Annotated in this window: 18 protein-coding genes and 1 pseudogene; 2 read left to right on the forward strand and 17 right to left on the reverse strand. The window is 40.0% G+C overall.

Going from position 1 to position 21732, the window contains the following annotated elements:
* The 8 genes and pseudogenes from RWZ05_RS08045 to RWZ05_RS08080 form a co-directional block, all read right to left on the reverse strand.
* Positions 1 to 493: pseudogene (locus RWZ05_RS08045) on the reverse strand (M20 family peptidase); the annotation flags it as partial.
* Positions 494 to 620: 127 nt separating this feature from the next.
* On the reverse strand, positions 621 to 1559 hold the full coding sequence (locus tag RWZ05_RS08050) for an LD-carboxypeptidase (protein WP_314643552.1): 939 nt from the start codon (positions 1557 to 1559) through the stop codon (positions 621 to 623).
* 56 nt (positions 1560 to 1615) lie between these two features.
* A complete protein-coding gene (locus RWZ05_RS08055; RefSeq protein ID WP_314643553.1) occupies positions 1616 to 3217 on the reverse strand; it encodes a peptide ABC transporter substrate-binding protein in 1602 nt (533 codons plus the stop codon).
* A complete protein-coding gene (locus RWZ05_RS08060; RefSeq protein WP_314643555.1) occupies positions 3214 to 4032 on the reverse strand; it encodes a serine hydrolase in 819 nt (272 codons plus the stop codon). The genes RWZ05_RS08055 and RWZ05_RS08060 overlap by 4 nt, the downstream gene beginning before the upstream one ends.
* Positions 4033 to 4044: 12 nt before the next feature.
* Entirely contained in the window at positions 4045 to 4992 is a 948-nt protein-coding gene (locus tag RWZ05_RS08065; protein WP_314643557.1) for an oligopeptide/dipeptide ABC transporter ATP-binding protein, read from the reverse strand.
* Complete coding sequence (locus RWZ05_RS08070; protein ID WP_314643559.1) at positions 4992 to 5972, reverse strand: ABC transporter ATP-binding protein; 981 nt, start codon at positions 5970 to 5972, stop codon at positions 4992 to 4994. The genes RWZ05_RS08065 and RWZ05_RS08070 overlap by 1 nt, the downstream gene beginning before the upstream one ends.
* Entirely contained in the window at positions 5972 to 6871 is a 900-nt protein-coding gene (locus RWZ05_RS08075) for an ABC transporter permease (protein WP_314643561.1), read from the reverse strand. The genes RWZ05_RS08070 and RWZ05_RS08075 overlap by 1 nt, the downstream gene beginning before the upstream one ends.
* Positions 6864 to 7796 (reverse strand): ABC transporter permease, encoded by a 933-nt coding sequence (locus RWZ05_RS08080; RefSeq protein ID WP_314643563.1) that lies wholly within the window; start codon positions 7794 to 7796, stop codon positions 6864 to 6866. The genes RWZ05_RS08075 and RWZ05_RS08080 overlap by 8 nt, the downstream gene beginning before the upstream one ends.
* 134 nt (positions 7797 to 7930) lie before the next feature.
* Between RWZ05_RS08080 and RWZ05_RS08085 the strand changes: the two genes are divergently transcribed.
* Both RWZ05_RS08085 and RWZ05_RS08090 read left to right on the forward strand, forming a co-directional pair.
* Complete coding sequence (locus RWZ05_RS08085) at positions 7931 to 8764, forward strand: pyridoxamine kinase (protein WP_314643564.1); 834 nt, start codon at positions 7931 to 7933, stop codon at positions 8762 to 8764.
* Positions 8765 to 8785: 21 nt separating this feature from the next.
* Positions 8786 to 9370 carry a DUF805 domain-containing protein gene (locus RWZ05_RS08090; protein ID WP_314643566.1) on the forward strand — a complete coding sequence of 195 codons (585 nt, stop codon included), beginning with the start codon at positions 8786 to 8788 and terminating at the stop codon, positions 9368 to 9370.
* A 119-nt stretch (positions 9371 to 9489) separates the two neighbouring features.
* On the opposite strand, the gene RWZ05_RS08095 is transcribed toward RWZ05_RS08090, so the two are convergent.
* From RWZ05_RS08095 to RWZ05_RS08135, 9 genes are all read right to left on the reverse strand, one after another.
* Positions 9490 to 10659, reverse strand: a complete 1170-nt coding sequence (locus RWZ05_RS08095; protein WP_314643568.1) for a hypothetical protein — start codon at positions 10657 to 10659, stop codon at positions 9490 to 9492.
* A 209-nt stretch (positions 10660 to 10868) separates the two neighbouring features.
* Positions 10869 to 14483, reverse strand: a complete 3615-nt coding sequence (gene cydD, locus RWZ05_RS08100; RefSeq protein ID WP_314643569.1) for a thiol reductant ABC exporter subunit CydD — start codon at positions 14481 to 14483, stop codon at positions 10869 to 10871.
* A gap of 231 nt (positions 14484 to 14714) precedes the next feature.
* Positions 14715 to 15734: a cytochrome d ubiquinol oxidase subunit II gene (cydB, locus tag RWZ05_RS08105; protein ID WP_314643571.1), complete on the reverse strand. Its 1020-nt coding sequence runs from the start codon at positions 15732 to 15734 to the stop codon at positions 14715 to 14717.
* Positions 15725 to 17113, reverse strand: coding sequence for a cytochrome ubiquinol oxidase subunit I (locus RWZ05_RS08110; protein WP_314643575.1), 1389 nt, complete (start codon positions 17111 to 17113; stop codon positions 15725 to 15727). Before RWZ05_RS08110 ends, cydB begins: the two co-directional genes overlap by 10 nt.
* 63 nt (positions 17114 to 17176) lie before the next feature.
* On the reverse strand, positions 17177 to 17629 hold the full coding sequence (locus RWZ05_RS08115; RefSeq protein WP_314643576.1) for an Rrf2 family transcriptional regulator: 453 nt from the start codon (positions 17627 to 17629) through the stop codon (positions 17177 to 17179).
* Between the two features lie 220 nt (positions 17630 to 17849).
* Positions 17850 to 18344: a MogA/MoaB family molybdenum cofactor biosynthesis protein gene (locus RWZ05_RS08120; protein ID WP_314643578.1), complete on the reverse strand. Its 495-nt coding sequence runs from the start codon at positions 18342 to 18344 to the stop codon at positions 17850 to 17852.
* Positions 18345 to 18352: 8 nt separating this feature from the next.
* Positions 18353 to 19213: a polysaccharide deacetylase family protein gene (locus RWZ05_RS08125; RefSeq protein WP_314643580.1), complete on the reverse strand. Its 861-nt coding sequence runs from the start codon at positions 19211 to 19213 to the stop codon at positions 18353 to 18355.
* A gap of 160 nt (positions 19214 to 19373) precedes the next feature.
* Positions 19374 to 19808 (reverse strand): ATP-binding cassette domain-containing protein, encoded by a 435-nt coding sequence (locus tag RWZ05_RS08130; RefSeq protein ID WP_314643582.1) that lies wholly within the window; start codon positions 19806 to 19808, stop codon positions 19374 to 19376.
* A 133-nt stretch (positions 19809 to 19941) separates the two neighbouring features.
* Entirely contained in the window at positions 19942 to 21408 is a 1467-nt protein-coding gene (locus tag RWZ05_RS08135) for an ATP-binding cassette domain-containing protein (RefSeq protein ID WP_314643584.1), read from the reverse strand.
* Positions 21409 to 21732: the final 324 nt, after the last annotated feature.

A 21732-nucleotide genomic window follows, 5' to 3' on the forward strand; every position in this document is an offset into this window, starting at 1 on the left:
CTACCTCATTTTCACCGCCAGGGTGAATGATGAGCGCCGCTTCATAGCCCTTAAACAAACCAGCCTCTGCCATGTATACTTTACCACCAATAGTTTCCTCCGCAGGACAACCAAAGAAGGTCGTTCCCCACGCTTCCGGTGCACTTTTACTAAAGGCAATAGCCGCCCCTAAACTCATCATAGCAATGAGATTATGTCCGCAACCATGACCGAGTTCTGGTAGTGCATCATATTCACCTAAAAAGGCGATTTTATGCTGTGCACTACCATTATAATCACCACGTAACGCCGTTTGTAACTCTGGAAGATCAGTTAGCCCCACTTGAGATGTAAAATTATGTGATTCTAAGAATTCGTTAATTACCTTAACGGCTTTATGCTCGTCTAAGCCCAATTCTGGATTATCATGTAAATATAAGGAGACATCGCGCAATTCCGTAGCCATACTATCTATAATGGCACAGGCACGAGCCTCTCGTTCTTGTAATGTCATAACTCCCCTTATTATTATCTAATATCTTATCACCTAATATCTCGGTAACTACTGTTTTTATCTAATATCTTTTTATCTGTTTGTCTATTTGTCTGTTAACTAAAATCGTTCACCTAAAAGATTTTATCTATTTCGTATAAGGATGAACGATAATGGTATTAGAAATATATCTAAAGCTAATCATCGCTCCTAATGGCAATGTTTGATGCGGTGAACCATGGCCTGTTGGCACATAGCACACAAAAGGTTCTGGCAATTCAGGATCTCTATTTTCCTCCATATACCGCAACGCTTCATAGTCTAAATCATAATCTCTTTCATCTTCGTCACCTTCACAATCTGTGAAAGTACCGATGACTAAGCCTTTGATGCGGCTCAATAAACCACTGAGACGAAATTGTTGCAACATGCGATCCAGCTTATAAGGGGCCTCCCCTACATCTTCAATGAATAGTAAGGTATCCTCCCAAGACTCATCCTCTATAAAATAAGGTGTTCCCAATAGCATGGATAGCATTGTCATATTGCCACCTCGTAAAACTCCATCACCAAGCTCAGTGCCAATAGCACCACGAGGTGGTTCAGGTAATGGTTCAATGACTTGTAATTTCCCTTCTAAGGTATTAAATAAGGCATCAATATCTACTTTTCGTTCCGCCTTAAAATCTACCCCCATGGGACCATGATACGTAATAAGCCGGCTATATCTGTTAATAGCCATATGAAGTGCTGTACAATCACTATAGCCAATAAAAGCCTTACGATAGTTACGAATGGCTGTATAGTCTAATTGTTCTAAATAGCGCATCGTACCATACCCACCACGCAAGGCCAGCACCGCATCACAAGGGGCTGTCGTCATCATATATTGAAACTCTGCAGCTTGCTCCTCAGGAGTACCACCATAGAGCCCCTTACGATGTACACTGTCACCCCACAGTACCTTATACCCTTTTGAGGTACAAATTTCTTCTATTTTATGTAAATCTTCATCGCTTGCACTGGCAGGAGCCATAATTCCTATGGTCATACCCGGTGCTAAACGTTTTGGTTCAATCCAGTTCATATATCCTCATAAAATACAACAAAAGACGTACACATAGTGTACGTCTTAAGTGTATCTTATTTGTATGCTTTTTTAAAGTCAACAAGGCCCAATGTAGTCCAGAAATAATTTTGAATTGTTCCGTTCGTTACATAAGGTTGTGTTGTAAAGTACAACGGCATGACAAGAGATTCATCAAAAATCATCTGTTCTGCTTTGTGCATCAATGCATCTCGTTCAGCCCCATTTGGTGTAGTTCGAATACGAGCGATTAACTCGTTATAGTCTTCACTATGGTACTGACTATCATTGTCTTCAGCAGAAAATACTTCCAAAAAGTTTTGTGGATCACTATAATCAGCAACCCAAGAAGCACGAGCCACTTGGTATTTACCAGCTTCACGATCAGCTAAGAATACTTTTGTCTCTTGATTTTGTAAACGCACATCTGCACCAAATGCATTTACCCATGCATCTTGTACTGCTTCAGCAATTGCTTTATGTAATTCACTTGTATTATACAAAATCGTAATTGGAGGCAATGGATGATTCTTATCATAACCAGCCTTTTTCAAGATTTCCTTAGCTTGCTCTACATCTTCATAAACAAGATAGCTACCAGCTTCACGGAAATCTTCTCGTCCATTACTTTCAAGCATGCCATATGGAACAAATGCATACGCAGGCTCTTTACCACCGCGAACGATGTTGTTTACGATGTTCGCTCGGTTAATAGCCATGGAGAAGGCTTTACGTACATCTGGATTTGTGAAAGGCTCAGCCTTCACATTAAATACGTAATAATAGTTACCAAGCATAGGTCCAATATGTAATAGACCAGCCTCTTCTAAACGCTTTTGATCTGCTACAGGAGGCTCAACAGTCATATCCGCTTCACCACCTTCAACCAATGTAAGGCGTGTGCTTTGGGATTCACTAATAGGCCAGTTCATTTTTTCTGTTTTTACAGAATCCGCATCCCAGTAATTCGGGTTCTTAACAAAATCCATTTCCCCGTTATGTTTCCAAGATAATAAGCGATACGGGCCATTAGACACAAATGTATCTGCATTGGCAGCCCAGTTTTCATGAGCCTCTACAGCTTTTTTGCTCACTGGATAGTAGCTATGAGACGCTAATAATTTTAAGAAATACGCTGTTGGATTTTCTAAGGTAACCACTAATGTATCATCATCGATGGCCTTAACACCAACATCTTCAGCTTTTGCATCACCATTATTAAAGGCTTCGCCATTTTTTAATACATATAACATATATGCATTGTCCGCATGGACTTCAGGGTCTAATACGCGTTTCCAAGCGTATTCAAAATCATGAGCCGTTAAAGGCTCTCCATTAGACCATTTCAAATCAGGTCGTAAATGGAAGGTATACTCACGACCATCATCGGAAATATCCCAGCTTTTAGCAAGTGCTGCTTCTGGTTCACTTTCATCATTAAGACGAACTAAACCATCAAACAATTGAAGTTGAACCGTAGCCTCCGGAGAGGTAGTAGACTTTGCTGGATCCAATGTGGATGGTTCCTGCTCAATAACATATCGGATAGTATGCTCATCAATCGGTTGCTCCCCACGAGGATAACCAAATACAAACAATAGCACACTAACCCCTAGAGCAAGGACCATGAGTTTTAACAAATTTCGTTTATCCATCATGGCAATGATTCCTCTACAAATTCTTTCATGATGCGCCCAACTTGAGCGCCTAACTCTTTACCGCGGTCATTATCAATATCGCTCATCAACAAGATAAAGCAGAAATGACCTCTAAATGTTTCTAACACGCCCCCATCATGCTCTACGCGATCAAGGGATCCTGTTTTATGGTGAAAGCGTATGCCTTCTCCCCAGTAAAATGGCAAAATATCACGGAATTGTTGGCGACCTAAAATATTCCACATTTCACGGCCATATGCATCTCTATCACGATATTCAAAAATATGTTTATAGAGACGAGCTAAAGCCATAGCAGTCATGCGATTATCTCGCCCCTCAGCTAATGCGTCAAAGTCCATCATCATACGATTTAGTTCGATTTCATCAACACCAAGTTGCTCTGCACGAGCATTGATATGTTCCATGCCAAGTACAGTGATGAGCAAATTCGTCGCCATATTATCGCTGAGAACCATCATAAGACGGCATAACTCAAGGTAAGTAAAGCTATGTTTACCTACCAGCTCTTGCAGTGCCCCACCACCTTCAACGCGCGGCGTTCTAGATAAAGGTATCGTATCATTAAGGTCCAACTGCTCAGTGCGAGCTAAATGAAAGACATATTCCATGATGAGCACCTTAATCAAGCTCGCACTAGAATGAACTGTCTTTTCACCTCTAGATGCGATAAGTGTCGGTTTTTCTTCATCATCAAATTGCAATACTACATAGGATATATTCCCTGTAGGTGTCAATTCTTTAATAACCGTATCAAGTTGATCTTCCAAGGACTTGCCAACAATTAATTTTTCCATACTATTCTCCCATTATATGTGCCAGCATGCGATGCGGCGATCAGCCCAATCGCGAAGTGGTGGACGCTCTGTAAAACAACGACCTTCCGCTTCTGGGCATCGACCACTAAACAAACAGCCTTTTGGTGGATCTAGTGGATTTGGTGGGTCGCCTTTTAGAGGCGCTCCAATAGGTGCATGTGGTATGACTGGACCATTTAAGGCCGTCAAGGCGCGGGTGTACGGATGCTGTGGGAATTCATACAAGTCTAATGCTGGACCTTCTTCCATAACAGCTCCTAAATACATAACAACCATGCGATGACTAATGTAGCGCACCATGTTTAAATCATGAGAAATAAAGAGGTACGAAATACCATGTTGTTCTTGTAAACGTTCAAGCAATGTCATAATCTGTACTTGAATCGATACATCAAGTGCAGAAATCGGTTCATCACAGATGATGCACTGAGGCTGCATAATTAGAGCCCGTGCAATACCGATACGCTGGCGTTGACCTCCAGATAATTCATGAGCGTAACGCTCACCAAAGGACATATTCAATCCAACTTGGTCGAGCACCTCTTTTACGCGAATAACGCGATCACGAGCTGTGTACTTTGGATCTAGCTCTAAAGGCTCTTCTAAAATAGCATTCACCGTAAGTCGTGGATTGAGGGATGCGTAAGGATTTTGGAATACCATTTGCATCACCGGATGAACAGCTTTTCTATCTACATAAGGATTAATATGACGGCCATTCATATAAATAGAGCCAGATGTAGCTTGATGTAAACCCATCAAAGTGTAACCAAACGTAGATTTACCACATCCAGACTCACCTACGATACCAAGGGTTTCCCCTGGTGCTTGATATAGACTCACGCCTTGTACAGCGTGTACCGTGTGTTTTGGCTTAAATAAGCCACCTGACAGAGTGAACTCTTTAACGAGATTGTCAGTTTCCCATACGTAACTCATTAAAGTCCCTCCAACTTAGCTAACCAACATGTAAATTGATGATTTTCACCAACATTTGTAACCATAGGTATGCGATTACCACAAATGCGCATAGCCCACTTACAACGCGGATTAAACGCACATCCTCGTGGCAAATCAAATAGATCTGGCGGTTGCCCTTCAACGGCCTTTAACTCGCCATGCCATTTGCCTTGCGGTAATGCTAGTAACAAGCCCAAAGTATAGGGATGACGAGGTTCATTAAAGATGCCTTCCACCGTAGCAGACTCAACGCATTTGCCCGCATACATAACCATAACGCGATCACAAATTTGAGCAATGACGCGTAAGTTGTGAGAAATAAAGATAATCCCAATACCAGCCTCTACGGCTAATGTTTGCATAAGGCGTAAAATTTGTGCCTCTGTAGTAATATCCAGTGCTGTTGTAGGCTCATCACAAATCAAAATCTTTGGACGCCCTGCTACAGCCATGGCAATACAAACACGTTGACGCATACCGCCACTTAACTCATGAGGATATTGAGATAAACGTCTTTCCGGTGTAGAAAGCCCCATTTTCTTCAATAAATCGATAGCAATAGCTCTTTCATCATAATCTTCACCGTAAGCATTGGTGCGATGGATAACCTCATACATTTGCTCACCAATCGTCATGATTGGATTTAAAGAGGTCATCGGATCTTGGAATACCATGGCAACGATAGTACCGCGCAATTCATTCCAGTCATCTTCAGTGAATTCAAGGCAATCATTACCATCAATCATAAATGAATCTGCTTTAATTTTTGTCTTACCATATGGTAGTAAACCCATTAAGGAGTTAACTAACACAGATTTACCACAGCCAGATTCACCTACAATACCTAAAATCTCACCTGGTTGTAAGGTGATATCTTGATTGCGAATAACCCGTAAAGGGCCTTGGAAGGTATCGATGGTAATGGACATATTACGCACATCAATAATTGCGTTATTCATTATCTATCTCCTTCCTTAGGGTCTAACACATTGCGTAAGCCGTCGCCAAGGAACACGAAACCAAGCATGGTAACGCTAATAGCAACAGCAGGGAAAATCAATTGGAATGGATAAGAGCGCATGCTACTAATCCCTTCAGAAGCTAATACACCCCAGCTCGCCATCGGTGCATTTACACCTAAACCTATAAAACTAAGGAATGCTTCTGTAAAAATAGCCTCTGGAATAGCCAATGTTAAGGTAATGATGATTGGCCCCACACAGTTTGGCAAAATATGACGCAATAAAATGCGATGCTTTGGAATACCCATAGCTTCTGCAGCGATGATGTATTCTTCGTTTTTAACTTTCAAAATTTGGCTACGTACAATACGGGCCATATTGAGCCAGTACGCGATGCCTAATGCTACGAAAATAGATGTAAGGCCAGGGCCGAGTACAACCATTAGCAAAATTACGTATAACAAGAGTGGAATACCGTACAAAATATCTACGATGCCCATCATGATACGGTCAACCTTGCCACCTAAGTAACCTGCAATACCACCGTAAGCAACACCAATTACAAGATTGATAAAGGCAGCCACAAAACCAATGGTTAGGGAAATACGAGCACCGTACATAACGCGAGTGTAAATATCTCGGCCTAATGTATCAGTACCAAACCAATGACTAAAGCTTGGACTTTGGTTGGCATCAATCAAGGATTGATCAGCATAAGTATAAGGCGAAATCAGCGGGCCTAAAATAGCCAAGACAATCATTACGAGAATAATGTTTGCCCCTACGACAGCCAAACGATTCACCTTGAATCGCTCCCATTTACTAGGGCGTTTAATAAAACTAGTCAGTTCTTCTTGAGGGGCCCGTTCAATAGGTAAAAAATCTTCCTTATTCATCTGTCCCCTCCTCTGTTGTAACACGTGGATCGATTAATGGATAAATCATATCTACTAAAATATTAAGAAATACTACTAGCGCACTATAGAAAATCGTAATGCCCAAAATAACAGTGTAATCACGGTTATAAATAGATGTTACGAAATACTGTCCAAGGCCAGGAATCGCAAAAATCGTTTCTACAATAAAGCTACCTGTTAAGAGGCTTGCCGCCAATGGGCCTAAGTAGGTAATAACCGGTAAAATCGCATTTCCTAGTGCATGGCGAGTCAAAATAGTCCAAGACCCTAAACCTTTCGCACGAGCAGTACGAATATAATCTTGTTGATACACATCTAATAAGCCACTGCGCGTTAAACGAGCAATAAATGCCATCGGTTGTGCAGACAATGTTAAAACAGGTAATACCATATAAGATGGACCGCGCCATAAAGCGACTGGGAACCATCCAAGCTCAAAGCCCACTACATATACAAGGACAGCACCGATAATAAATGTAGGCACTGAGATTCCCAATGTAGATAACACGGTCACAGCATAGTCTACAATACTATTCGGTCGCATGGCACTAATCGCCCCTGCTGTAATACCACCTACTACAGCTACCATTAAAGATAACAAGCCTAGCTGTGCAGAGATGGGGAATGCATCACTAATAATGTCGTTCACACTACGACCTTCATACTTAAATGATGGTCCCAAATCGCCGGTAATAACACCACCTAAATAATCTCCATACTGTTTCCAAAGGGGATCATCAAGATGATACTTTGCTTCGATGCTTGCTTTCACCTGAGGCGGCAGTTTCTTTTCTGTTGTAAAAGGTCCCCCCGGAATTGCGTGCATTAACGCAAATGTTACGGTAATGATGACCCATAAGATTATGATTGCGCCACCTAGGCGTCGAAATACATACCTTGTCATTTCACTATCCTCCATTAAAAGTCTATCCGTTTTATTATACTACATTATGAAGTTAATTTCATGAATAACATCATTACATTTACAGAAAGCCGTACATAACGTACAATAAAATATATAATTAATTGGAGGTGTCTATGACAGCAGTACCTAGAGTATTAACAATTCAAGATATGAGCTCCATCGGACGCTGTGCCCTAACCGTTATGATTCCCATCATCAGCGCTATGCGCTGCCAAGCGGTACCTTTGGCGACAGCCGTTTTGAGCAATCACTTGGAGTACCCGTATTATGAGTTTGTAGATTTATCGGCTCATATGAGGGATTTCATGGACTGTTGGGACAAAAACGAAATCGACTTTCACGCTATTGTAAGCGGTTTCTTGGCATCACCAGAACAAATCCACCTTGTGGAGGAAGCAATCGACCGCTTTGGCAATAATGGACAAATGGTCATCGTAGACCCAGCCATGGCTGACGACGGTCGCCTCTACGCAATCTACACACCTGATATGGTGGTCGCTATGCGCCAACTTGTTTCCAAAGCTCATATTGTAAAGCCCAATTATACAGAGGCTTGCTTCTTATTAGATATTCCATTTTCTACGGATCCTATTAGTGATGATGAATTGCGTGACCGTTGTAAACAATTACATCACATGGGACCTGATATGGTTATCATGACAAGCATTCCATCTGAAACACATGCGGTCATCGCCGTCTACGATGGGCCTACAGACTTTTTAAAAACCTACTCTATACCTCTCGTCCCTGTGAAAGCAACAGGAACCGGAGATATTTTTACTGCTGTATTGTCAGGGGCCGTAATGAGGGGATATTCACCTTATGATGCAGCAGAACTGGCAATGAATTTTACTACTAAAGCAATTCAGGCTACGGTAGATACTGTAAAATCAATGAAACATGGTGTAGCATTTGAGCTAGTCTTGCCAGAATTAACTCAACTATAAGCTATACATAAAGGGGAACTTATGGATTTACTCTATGTTGTATTACGAACATTGCTCATATGTACTATCGGTTTACTCATTGCATTCCAAGGGCGTCGCATGGGCTTATCGATTTTTAACCTAACGGGACGGTTAAATCGACTACAATTTATCATATGCTTTATCGCTTTGATGATTCTATTCCACATCGTCCACTATATCGATGATCTATTCTTGGACTTTGTTGTCTCTTTACCTGCATACTGGTTTACAAGAGTTATTATTTGGATTTTACTAGCCGCGCTCTTCCCATTATCTTGCATTTTATTTGGTCGTCGTATTCACGACATCGGCTTTAATGCATGGGCAGGGATTCTCTGGTCGGTCATTATGATTTTCATCAATACCTACTCTGCTGTATCTCCATTCAATTACCTGCTTGAGCTCTTCATATGGCTCATCGGTTTCCTATTCTGGGTATTGCCTGGTCAGCCAGAACCGAATCAATATGGTAACCCACCATTTATGACTGTAAATCGACCAACTTACGAGTCGATGCAACAGCCTAGAGCAGAAACAGAGAGGGAAATTAGAAAAACAGTCCGTAAACGTCGTAAAAAACGATAAGAAAATTTAATCATGAAATAAAAAAACGTATCTCTTGATATGTACTCCCTTTACTGTACAACTAGTAAAAGGGCGTACATATCAAGAGATACGTTTTTTTCTTATTTTGTTAAAATCATTTAGTTCATAATCAATATTAACTCAATTAATGTACAACCAATATAGGCGATGATAAACTTAACCTTTTGTTTACGGGCTCTATCATCATCGGCAATCTTAAGTCGATTAGCAAGGAATCGCTTATCCCGAATTTGTAACAGTAAATGTTTAATTCGCTCTTGGCTTTTATTAGCAGTACACCCATCACAGTCAGAAGTCAGAGTAGCCTGCTGCATGAAGATGCGACGATGGAGCTTGCGCATTTGAATCTTAATATTATTATGTACAAACGCACTTTGCCACTGTTTACGAGAGTCAAAATACATGTACAAATATCTCGGAATATTCATAATAATGAAGGAAATGATGAAAATCCCTAAGGAAATTAAGAAGTACGTGGAGAATGAGACCTCCAATGTTTCCGTTGGCAAGTAATGGCGCAAGATAATAAAGGTTATCCATACACCGATTGGCAATAAGAGAACCGCCGCAATATCGATTGAACGTAGCCAACTAGTACGAGTTGGCACATCCGGTACCGTAAAGGTATCTACTGGATCATGGAATGCATAGTAATCAAGCTGCAATACAGATTGGCTGGTACGAGGATTCCCCAAAAGAACGGGGCCATTGCTACCAATATGGCGTTCTGGTAATGGTATAAATTTCTTTACTTGTGTATTTGGTAATAGGTCAAATTGAATAATGCCTTTTTTCTCAAAGCGTACGGTAGAGCCTTTTTCACCTAATGAGATAGGATTAAAGAATACGCCAAATAAGCTGAGGCACCAATTACCTACTAAATGTAAAAGGGAGTTTAAAATAAACCCACCTGTATCTATATTATTTGTATCGAGGCGAATCGCAAAGGATGATGAGTAATCATCAAACCATAGATCCTCTAAGGTGAATTCCACATTAATCACATTCCCCCATTTAGTAATAATGGATAGGAATATTTGGTTATTTGGTTCAAACTCAAACGTTACAGCATAAAAGAACCAATGATTGCGAAGAGCGGCACGTAACATACGATTGACAGTGTCTTCTTCTATATATAGCAAGCGATGGTCAAACAAATCTTGTTCTAAAGGAGTATTTTCTACAATAGGCTCCGTATATACCGCCGTATCACGATCAGATAATGCTTCATCCACCAAAGCTCTTAGTTTGGTGAAAATTTTAGTCATAACCCCTCCAAGGGTAAGAAAAAATAGCTTTCGACATAAAAATTATACCATATTTTGCATGATTTATCGATAAAAGACTCCCACATCTACTATTAAATATCGGTATAGATAAAGACCCTTCTGCATAGCAAAAGAGTCTTTATTACTATAGTTTATCTCCACCTATTATAATTTGATAATTATAATAGATACTTTTATTGATATTAATGTTATTGGATACTTGCCATAGATAGACAGCAATATTCGTAGAAATGGCCACGCAATGCAATAAGTTCTTCATAGGTGCCATCTTCTACAATTTCACCTTTATCCATAAATAATATACGGTCCATTTGTTCTAAACCTTCTAATTGATGCGTAATATATAAGCATGTTTTACCTTCTACATAGTGCATCAAATCGCGATGCAAGGCATTTCTAGTTACCTGATCTAAGCCTTCTAGTGGTTCATCTAACAAAACAATTTGAGGGTTTCGCAAAAATAATCTTGCTAATGCCACACGTTGACGTTCACCACCACTTAGTCCATGTCCACCACTACCAACAATCGTATGTATACCATCGGACAGCTTGGCTACAACAGTTTGCAAGGATGCACGATGTATGGCTTGCTCCAACTCATCAGCTGTTGCTTCTGGTCTCGCAAGGCGAATATTATCACCAAAGGACGCATGGAAAATATAGGTGTCTTGAGTAATAGTACCTAAAGCATTACGCCAAGTATCCATAGAAATATCCTTTAATTCTACATCTCCCACATGAATAGATCCATTATAATCATATAGACGCTCGAGCATATTAAATAATGTAGTCTTACCGGAACCACTGGCACCCACGATGGCAATCGATTGACCTTGTTTAATATCCAATTTAAGGTTCTCGTAGATAATGTTCGCATTATCATAGCCAAAGGATACATTTGTAAAAGTAATATCTCGATTCGCATTAAATGGCTTAGGTTCTAATGGTTCCACAACCGGTAACGGCTCATTTGCAAGTGCTATAAGACGACCTGTAGCTACTTTACTTTCTGCACCGTGATGGACTGCTGCAATCATCGGTTGCAACGCTTCAAACCAAGCTTGCGTACCAATAGCGGCGACCGCCACCATTACGCTAGCCCATGCCCCAGTTAATGCATTAGCAGCCATAATCGCTACCACTACAACAGTTAACTGAACGCCACCTAGGAATACTGTGTTCCCTAAATTCATCCCCCGATCAATAATTCCTTTATGACCATCAACACATCTCATCATCTGTTGAATTCGTTCAAATACAAGCCTCTCATTGCCATAGCTAATAACATCTTCAAGACTATCCATAGTATCACTTAATAGTGCTTTATATTCCCCTTGTTGAGGACCAATGGTGCGGAGAGCTTGCTTATTATGGGCATAAACAACTAATGGTACTACTAACCCTAAAACAAGAGCTGCCATTAAAATTGGCATAACCAAGCTATCATCAATAGTCGATGCTCCATAAGCAACTAACGCCGTCAAAGCAATGGCTGCTACAGGTGGAATCAGAGTGCGCAAGTAAAAGAATTGTAATACCTCTATATCCCCCATAATGCGACCTAGCATATCACCAGCACCAAAGCGTTTTAAAATAGCCGGTGCTAATGGCTCCAAATGTGCATAGAACCATAAGCGCAAACCGTAAAGACCTTGGAATGCCATACGATGCGATGTATAACGTTCAAAATAACGACATACTGCACGACTAACACCAAAGAATCGAACCCCTACGATGGCAAGACTTAAATAAGTAAGACCTGGTTGTAACGCTGCCGACGCTAATAACCAAGATGAAACTGTTAACAAACCTACATTCATGAAAACAGTGAGGAATGTAAACATCAAGGCTAACACCAAGGACCACTTAGCAGGACTTAGAACTGCAAATAATAGCTTCCAACCTTGTAAACCCATGTTCTGTCGCTTTATATCATTATTATCAAGGCTAGAAGATTTAGTTACCGTATCAGTAATAATCTCCTGTTTCTTAGCATCAGTAATACACGCCTGTTTCTGAGCCTCATCCATAACATCTATATGTTGCACATTTAAATGTTTACCTGCTTTTAATGCTTCCTCTATGGCAAAAGAGAATTGTCCCAAGCCAGATGCTACGAGGTCTTTAAAATAACCATCCACAGCAACGAGTTCTTCATAAGAGCCTTGTTGAATGATGACGCCTTGTTTTAAAACATATAGTTTAGAAGCCCAGTGCATCGTTTGCAAGCGATGTCCAATAATGATGACAATCTTATCCTTCATCAATTGTTGAATAGCTGTACTGATGATAGATTCCGTTTTTACATCTAAATGGGCCGTTACTTCATCGAGAATCAGTACCTGCCCTTTCCGTAAGAATGCACGTGCCAAGGCAACCCGTTGACGCTCACCACCACTAAGACCTAAACCGCCTTCTCCGATGACTGCATCAAGACCTTCCGCATGCCGATGAATAACATCTAAGAGTTGCACCTCTTTACAAGCATCTAGAATCTCTTTATCACTTACATCCATACCAAAAGATAGAATCTCTCGCAAGGTACCTTTCATAATATGTGGATGTTGAGATACATAGGTAATTTGTTGACGCCACCAGTCGATATGTAGATCACATATATCATGACCATCTACTGTCACTGTACCACGCGGTGCTTGCAAGAACCCACCTACAATATGTGCAATAGTGGACTTGCCCGCCCCACTTTCACCAACGAGCATAATAGGTGCATTGCGTTTAGCCTCAAGAGCTATATGGCGAACGCCATTATCACTATTCTTATAGGTAAAAGTTAGATCCTTAATCTCAATATGTTCTACAGAATCATCTAATCTTGCGGTTCCACCTACAGGTAAGGATGGTTTACGATTCATAAAGTCTTCGTATTTTAAAATTGAAGTTTTACCAGCCATTCCCGTGTGGAACGCAGCGCCCAACTGTCTAAACGGTGTATAAAACTCTGGTGCTAAAAGCAAAATAAAGAACGCTGGGAAAAAGGTTATCTCACCATCTAGCAAGGTTAAACCTAAATACACTGCAATCAAGGCCGTACTAATGGTGCTTACAAGTTCCAGCACCAAGGCTGATAAGAATGCTACGCGCAATACTTTTAAAGTAGAATCTTTAAACTCCTCGGATAAGCGACCAATAACTTTAATTTGATCTTTTGCACGTCCAAATAATTTAAGCGTAGTAATCCCTTGCAATACATCTAAGAAATGGCCTGATAAAAAGCTCATGCGCTCCCATTGCTCTTTATTCAATCGATCAGCTTGTTTACCAATTAGAATCATAAAGAATGGAATCAATGGGACCGTAACAATCAAGATAATACCGATAATAGGTAATGCATCTACGATAGCAATCCCCATGATGAGCGGAATCATAATAGCATATAAGATTTGAGGAATATAGCGAGCTACATAAGCATCAACCTGTTCCAAACCATCCGTAAGCAAATGAATTACATCGCCATGACGTTCCTTATGCTGTACACCAAGCTTAAACATATGTTCTAAGGCATGCTCTCTAAAAGATGCTTTCACAGCGCTACCCAAACGATTTGCCACAGCCTCTTGTATATAATGAGCTAACAATCGCACAATAATGGCGATAGTCAAATACATAATTGTATTCATCTCATCAGCTAAGGTATGCTCTAAAAATATAAAATTATTAATTAAGGTCCCAAAGAACCAAGCTTGCCCAACAATGGACAGACTTTCTACTAAGCAGGTTAATGCCAATAGTAAAAGCTGGCCTTTATGTGCAAGTAGCGCTTTAAAAGCGGTACGCTGTATCATATTATCCTCTACGGTAAAGCCTCTAAAATATAAAATCAAATTGATTAAATTACATCTATCTAAGTCTTACTCAAATTAAGCTGACATATAATCTAAGCGAAACTAAGTGAGTCCAAGTGAATCTAAATTTATCAATATTATTCATCTTACCACAAAAAGAGGCGTGCCGCTACGGCACGCCTCACATTGAGATCTAAATTTTATAACTACCCAGAGTTATAAAGCTATTTATTAATAGTGTAAGTCTTTTTCTGTTACACGATGACGGAATATCCAGTATACCAAGATTTGGTAAGCCAAAATGATTGGCACACATACAAAGGCTACACAAGTCATCAACGTCAATGTGTAAGTAGAGCTAGCTGCATTTGAAATAGTTAAGCTCCAATCAGGATTCAAAGAAGAAACCATGATGCGAGGGAACAAACCAGCAAAGTAAGCAGCCGTTACGGAAATAACAGTTAAGGAGCTAAATACAAAGCCCCATTTTGTATTACGAGTACGCGCTGCGCCCCAAGAAATGAGGAAGAACACGATTGCCAACGCAAAGCAAACAGTTGCTAATACAGAGTTGAACAAATCTGTAAATACATAAGTGGCACCTACCAATGCTAATGCACCGATAGCTGTAGGAACACCTACTACCAAGGAAGCTGCACGAGCGCGTTCAGACACAGCACCAGCTGTTTTGATAGAAGTGAATAAGCCACCATGGTATGTGAATACCAAGATAAACGCAATACCGCAAAGTACTGTGTAAGGGCTTAACAAATCAAAGAATGTGCCTACATAGGTCATGCTTGCATCAATTGGAGTGCCTTGAATCAAGTTACCAACTGTAACACCCCACAATAATGCAGGAATCAAGGAACCAAAGAAGATACAATAGTCAAATGTTTTACGCCATAATAAGTTAGGGCTCTTGGAGCGGAATTCAAAAGATACACCACGGATAATAAGAGCCGCAAGCATCAAGAATAACGCTAAATAGAATCCACTAAACAATGTAGCATATACATGAGGAAAGGATGCAAATAATGCACCACCTGCAGTAATCATCCATACCTCGTTACCATCCCATACAGGACCTAATGCATTGATCATTTGACGACGTTCAACGTCAGTTTTACCGATGAATGGTAATAAAATACCAGTACCATAGTCAAAACCTTCTAATAAGAAGAAGCCAGCGAATAGTACAGTAATTAAGATAAACCATACCACTTCAAGGTTATTAAAAATTAATTCCATAATCTCGCCTCCTCTTTTTCAACTACATCGTGAGATGGATTGCCATCTGGGCCTTTTTTGATGTGTTCTACAGCAAGGTAGATAGCCGCAATAGCTGCTAAGATGTACACAAGTGTAAAACCGATGATAGTAGTCATAATTTCTGGAGCTGTAACGGCTTTAGAAGCACCGTCTGCAGTCAATTGTAAGCCATATACAAGCCATGGTTGACGGCCCGCTTCCGCTACAAACCAACCAGTGGAGTGAGCGATGAATGGCAATGGCAATGTCCAGAACATAATTTTCAAGAATGTGCGATTTCCAACTAATTTGTCTTTTGCATTAAGAATAAGACCTACGAATGCAACAAGCAACATAACGGAACCAGCGGCAACCATGATACGGAATGTCCAGAAGATTGCTGGAACGTTTGGAATATAGTTACCAGGACCATATTGAGCTTCAGCTTTAGCTTGAAGATCTTTGATACCTTCTACTTTACCAGATGTAAAGGAGTTTTGAGTCAAGAAGGACAAACCACCAGGAATTTCAAGAGAGCTTGTGTTCTTTTGAGCTATAGTATCGATGTTAGCTACTAAAGAGAATGGAGCTGGATCTTGTGTTTCCCACAACGCTTCCATAGCAGCCATTTTCATAGGTTGTACTTTTGTAATATATTGACCTTGATGATGACCTGCCAAAGCGCCTAAAGTACCGAATACAAGGGCAATAACCATGCCCCATTTAGCCGAACGACGGTAGAAGTCTACCGCATTATTACGCAATAAGTGCCATGCACTGATTGCCATAATGATTACGCCTGCTGTTAATAGACCATTCAACACGATATGGAAGAATTGGCCAGGTACATAACCATTTTGAATAATTGTCAGAAAGTTTTCCATCTCTGCACGGCCATTACGCAATACAAAGCCTACAGGATGTTGCATGAAGGAGTTCGCTACGAGAATCCAGAACCCAGATAGGTTTGAACCTAATGCTACCAACGTAGCTACAAGGGCGTGGACGACTTTATTTAAGCGGTCCCAACCGAAGATCCAAACACCCATGAATGTAGATTCCAAGAAAAATGCCAGTAATGCTTCAAGGGCCAATGGAGCGCCGAAAATATCACCCATAAAACGAGAATATTCTGCCCAGTTCATACCGAAATGGAATTCCTGAACGATACCAGTTACCACACCCATGGCAAAGTTAATTAGGAACAATTTGCCCCAGAATTTTGCCATTTTTTTGTATACTTCTTTACCAGTAGACACATATGTCCACTCTAAGATAGCTACAGTCACTGTCATGCCTAGTGTGAACGGCACAAACAACCAGTGATAGATAGATGTTAGCGCAAATTGTATTCGAGCTAAATCTACAGCTTCAAACATGTGTTTTCCTCCTTAGAATAAAATACCTACATCACTTGATGGGCTTTCACCAAAAACCTTGTATCATTGAGCTTGTAAATACGGCAATGCTTCAGACTCAATCAACTGTTCACGTTGGGCAAGGGTTTTAAAGTTAACCTTCTCCAACTGATTGATTAATTGGTCCTGAATCGTCCCCATAGCTTCATTGATAGCACAATGCCCCTTACAAGATTTAGAGCAAGAGCTTACATCATATAAACACCGTTGTAAATACGCATCCCCTTCTACCGCTCTAATTACATCGAGCAATGAAATCTCTTGAGGGTCTCGATTGAGGGCAAACCCACCATCTACACCGCGGAAGGATTTCATAATCCCTGCTGCAATGAGACTACGCATAATCTTGAGCAAAAATCGTTCTGGAATCAATTCTTGCTCAGCCAATACAGCACCTGTCATCTTCGTACCCGAAGGTAACATCGCCATATGTAAGACCATGCGAAATGCATAATCCGTGGCCTGATTTAACTTCATAAGGTCTCCTTTCTCGTGCACTCGGACAAACGTATTACTAAATCTAGTATAATCGAAATAAAACAATACTGCAATGGTATTGTTTTATATATTGAGAATTAACATATATAGTTTTTAAGCCTACAAATTAGATATAACCTGAATACTTTTATACTTATAAAAACAGTTTTTGAATTCTATTATCAAAAAAGACTGCCCACAAATGGACAGTCTTAATATATTATTTTGTAATTTCCCGAACAAGGTGAGCCATTTCAGGAATGATGAGTTTACTCATCGCCAATGTCACAGCACCTACAGAACCAGGGATAGAGAACATCAATGTATTATTGTTCACCCCAGCCTCCGCACGAGAAGCCATCGCTTTTGTACCGATATCTTCTGTGTAGGAAAGATATCTAAAGATTTCACCAAAGCCGGGAATATGTTTTTCATACAAGCTATTTACAGCCTCAATTGTGACGTCGCGCATGGCAATACCGGTGCCCCCAGTAGAGATGATTACATCGATAGATTCATCATTGCACCATGGAATCATAGCGTTTCTAATAGAATCATAATCATCAATAACAATTTTGCGTTCTGCCACAATATGATTCGCTTGCTCTAAAAACTCTTGAACCTTGTTGCCCCCTTTATCAGTTTCCAATGTACGAGTATCAGAAACAGTTAACACCGCAACACGTAATGGTCTTGCTACAACTTCGTAAGACATAATTCCTCCTAGAATAAAGGCAAAATAGATGCCAAGGTTGTCCATCCATTATCGCGTAATGTATCACGCAATGCCCAAGAATACTTAATAAATGGTGCACAATGTAGGCGCAACCAGAAAGATAAATATGGTGTATCACCTTGGAATATAGCTAATCGATCTAAGGCATAGAGATTATCCCCAGGCTTAACTGTACCTGGTTGAACGGTGAAAGCCATCTTATAACCAGATTGTTTCGTAACATACTGAACGAGCATGTCATTAAAACCACCTGGATAGGCTAAATAAACAATAGGCTCCCCTAGGATACCTTCCATTGAAGTTTTCCCACCGAGAATTGCATCCGGTAATTCCGTTGGATCCATATGAGTTAGTATCTTATGATGATTGGTATGGCCTTGAATATCAAAGCCGCCTGCCTCCATTTGCCGCATTTGCTCCGTATTAACAAAGCCAGGCGTATTCGCTGCATCGCTAATCATAAACAACGTAGCCTTCATATTGTATTCCTTTAATATAGGGAAAGCATTTTTATAATTATCTACATAACCATCATCGAAGGTAATAACAATTGGCTTATCTGGCAATTCTGTACCATTTTGCAAATAATCGTATAGCTGATCTAATGTAATCGTGTTGTATCCATGATTATGGAGATATTCCATCTGCTCCTTAAACTGATCTACATGCAGTGTTAAAGCAGAGTGCTTTTCATCATTAACTTGGTGATAGTTTAGCACAGGCACACCATATAATTTGTAATCCGAAGATAGGCCCCACATAACCCCAATGGAGACAGCTAAAATTGCAATACATACTGCAAGGAAACATAATAATTTTTTAATACAGCTCTTGCCATATTTATACATGAAACTAATCACTCCCATCTACTTTTATACATAATGAGAATACCACAAGTATATCAGTATTATCAACAAAATCCCTCACAAGATTATCATAAAAGTCTATGAAATATCTTATGAGGGATTTGTAAATTTATGGGTAGATTAATCGTATTAAAGCTAACACTCAATCATGTTTAATATCTAAAATAGAATGAAGTAACTTTTGTGCATATTCGCTTTTTGCTTCACTAATTTGCGGGACAGGCAAGATTTCTTCTACTACACCTTTATACAAGAACAATACCCGATCGCACAGATATGTAACAGATGGCAAATCATGAGTAATAAAGACATAGGTAAAGCCGTACATGGCTTTAATGTCCTTTAATAAGTCCATAATTTGCACTTGCGTATGTGCATCAAGAGAGCTAATAGCCTCATCGAAGAGAATGATTTGAGGTTTTACGGTAATAGCTCTAGCAATGCAAACACGCTGCAGCTGACCACCAGACAATTGATGTGGATAGCGATATAAGAAGTCTTCATTAAGACCAACTAACTCTAATAGCTTAATACATTCTGCATTTACATCAATAGACTCACCCGTACGCCGTTTCAATACGATAAAAGATTCATTGATACTATCGCGTACTGTATAAAGCTCACATCGTGAAGGATTTGTTGATACTCTTTTCTAAAGATGAAATTACCTTGCTCTTTTGGGAAATGCACGCATACATTATTTGCTTTTATCATCGCACACCTCCTTGAGCTAATACAGACTTATAATGGTCTGCAACGGCTAGTTTCTTTTCAATCAACAACTTTGTATAGGCATCTTTTGGATTTTTTAGGATTTCACTGAAAGGACCTCGGTCCACAAGTTTGCCCTTATTCAATACGATAACTTCATCTGCAATATGAGAGATAACACTCACATCATGAGTAATAAAAAGCATGCCTACATTACTTTCAGCCTTAATACGTTGGAACTCTTTAATGATTTCATATTGCGTAATGCTATCGATAGCGGTGGTAGGCTCATCACAAATGAGTAAACGAGGATTCATACTCATAGCGATACCAATCATAACGCGCTGTAACATACCACCAGATAATTGGTGGGGGAATTTTTGTAATACCCCTTCTGGATCATGAATGCACATCTTTTCTAGAATGTTAATCGCTTCTACTTTGTATTGATCACGCGGGAAAATGCCATGAGCATCAAAGGTTTCATAGATTTGATTACCAATCTTATACAATGGGTTAAAGCACGTCATAGGGTTTTGTAGAATCATGCCAATAGCAGATCCTCTCAATGTACGAAGGTCACCATCCCCCATTTGCAATAAATCCTTGCCTTCGAAGGTCGCAGTACCAGAAATCTGAAAATCTCGATTTAACAAGCCTAAGATGGCCTTTGTAGTCATACTTTTACCAGAACCAGACTCACCTAAAATGCCAAGACATTTACCAGCTTTCACAGAAAATGAAACATCCTCTAAAATTTGTTTACTCACCTTTGGTTGTTCAAAGGTAATATGAAGGTTCTTAACATCTAAGATTATATGACTCACGACTGAACCTCCTTCGGATCTAAAGCAAATTGTCCATCCTACATCAAGGCTAGCGAGCACTGCCATTTCAGAAGCAATACTAGGCAATAAGTGACGACCTAGAATATACGATTCTTTGCTACCGATACAACGAGAATATAAAATAAAGTTACGATCACGATACTTCATTACATTGGTACGAATCATACGAGCATACCAGTCCCATTTGATGATAACGTTGGCAATGATGATATTCTGTACATCTACACCAAGCAAGGCAATAACGGCAAAGATCATAATTTGGCTTGGAAAAGATAACATCATATCTACAATGCGCATGATAACTTCGTCTACAATACCTCTGAAGTAACCGGATAATAGCCCCATAATGGTCCCTAAGCTAATTGTGGCTAACATAGTTAGTAGAGATAAGAACAAAGTAGGACGAATACCATAAATCAAACGAGATAAGATGTCGCGCCCTAAGTGATCAGTTCCTAGTGAATGATCTAATGAATAAGGCGCAAATTTTATTAAAATATCATTTGCATAAGGGTCGTGAGGAGCAATCCAAGGAGCGAAAATGCCCATTAATGCAATTACGCCCACAAAGGATAAAAGACCTACGACCATTTTGCTACACAATAATAAGGCAATCATAGACTACTCCTCTCTCAAACGTGGATCCACAATGTGTTGGATAATATCAAACAATAAATTAAACACAACAAATAAGAAGCCAATTACTTCTACAACCTTCGCTGGAGATGGTTCTAGCAGGACTACTTAATCAGCGATTTTTATGGATAGGAAGCCATACAACAAAAAAAGACACACCCTCAGGTGTGCCTTTAGCTTAATCAGCGGCTTCCTATCACACTCGCCCATGGCAGTATATAATACAACAGTTTGATGTAGATTATAAATTTTAGGGCTTCGTCGAAGGTGATGTGTGGGCCCCATGCGTCGCATAGACTTAATTAC

The organism is uncultured Veillonella sp. (assembly GCF_963543145.1).
GTDB lineage: Bacteria > Bacillota > Negativicutes > Veillonellales > Veillonellaceae > Veillonella.

Coding starts and splice junctions, on each gene's coding strand:
- RWZ05_RS08050 (WP_314643552.1), bottom strand. CDS start 1,559: ATGAACTGGATTGAACCAAAACGTTTAGCACCGGGTATGACCATAGGA.
- RWZ05_RS08055 (WP_314643553.1), bottom strand. CDS start 3,217: ATGATGGATAAACGAAATTTGTTAAAACTCATGGTCCTTGCTCTAGGG.
- RWZ05_RS08060 (WP_314643555.1), bottom strand. CDS start 4,032: ATGGAAAAATTAATTGTTGGCAAGTCCTTGGAAGATCAACTTGATACG.
- RWZ05_RS08065 (WP_314643557.1), bottom strand. CDS start 4,992: ATGAGTTACGTATGGGAAACTGACAATCTCGTTAAAGAGTTCACTCTG.
- RWZ05_RS08070 (WP_314643559.1), bottom strand. CDS start 5,972: ATGAATAACGCAATTATTGATGTGCGTAATATGTCCATTACCATCGAT.
- RWZ05_RS08075 (WP_314643561.1), bottom strand. CDS start 6,871: ATGAATAAGGAAGATTTTTTACCTATTGAACGGGCCCCTCAAGAAGAA.
- RWZ05_RS08080 (WP_314643563.1), bottom strand. CDS start 7,796: ATGACAAGGTATGTATTTCGACGCCTAGGTGGCGCAATCATAATCTTA.
- RWZ05_RS08085 (WP_314643564.1), top strand. CDS start 7,931: ATGACAGCAGTACCTAGAGTATTAACAATTCAAGATATGAGCTCCATC.
- RWZ05_RS08090 (WP_314643566.1), top strand. CDS start 8,786: ATGGATTTACTCTATGTTGTATTACGAACATTGCTCATATGTACTATC.
- RWZ05_RS08095 (WP_314643568.1), bottom strand. CDS start 10,659: ATGACTAAAATTTTCACCAAACTAAGAGCTTTGGTGGATGAAGCATTA.
- cydD (WP_314643569.1), bottom strand. CDS start 14,483: ATGATACAGCGTACCGCTTTTAAAGCGCTACTTGCACATAAAGGCCAG.
- cydB (WP_314643571.1), bottom strand. CDS start 15,734: ATGGAATTAATTTTTAATAACCTTGAAGTGGTATGGTTTATCTTAATT.
- RWZ05_RS08110 (WP_314643575.1), bottom strand. CDS start 17,113: ATGTTTGAAGCTGTAGATTTAGCTCGAATACAATTTGCGCTAACATCT.
- RWZ05_RS08115 (WP_314643576.1), bottom strand. CDS start 17,629: ATGAAGTTAAATCAGGCCACGGATTATGCATTTCGCATGGTCTTACAT.
- RWZ05_RS08120 (WP_314643578.1), bottom strand. CDS start 18,344: ATGTCTTACGAAGTTGTAGCAAGACCATTACGTGTTGCGGTGTTAACT.
- RWZ05_RS08125 (WP_314643580.1), bottom strand. CDS start 19,213: ATGTATAAATATGGCAAGAGCTGTATTAAAAAATTATTATGTTTCCTT.
- RWZ05_RS08135 (WP_314643584.1), bottom strand. CDS start 21,408: ATGATTGCCTTATTATTGTGTAGCAAAATGGTCGTAGGTCTTTTATCC.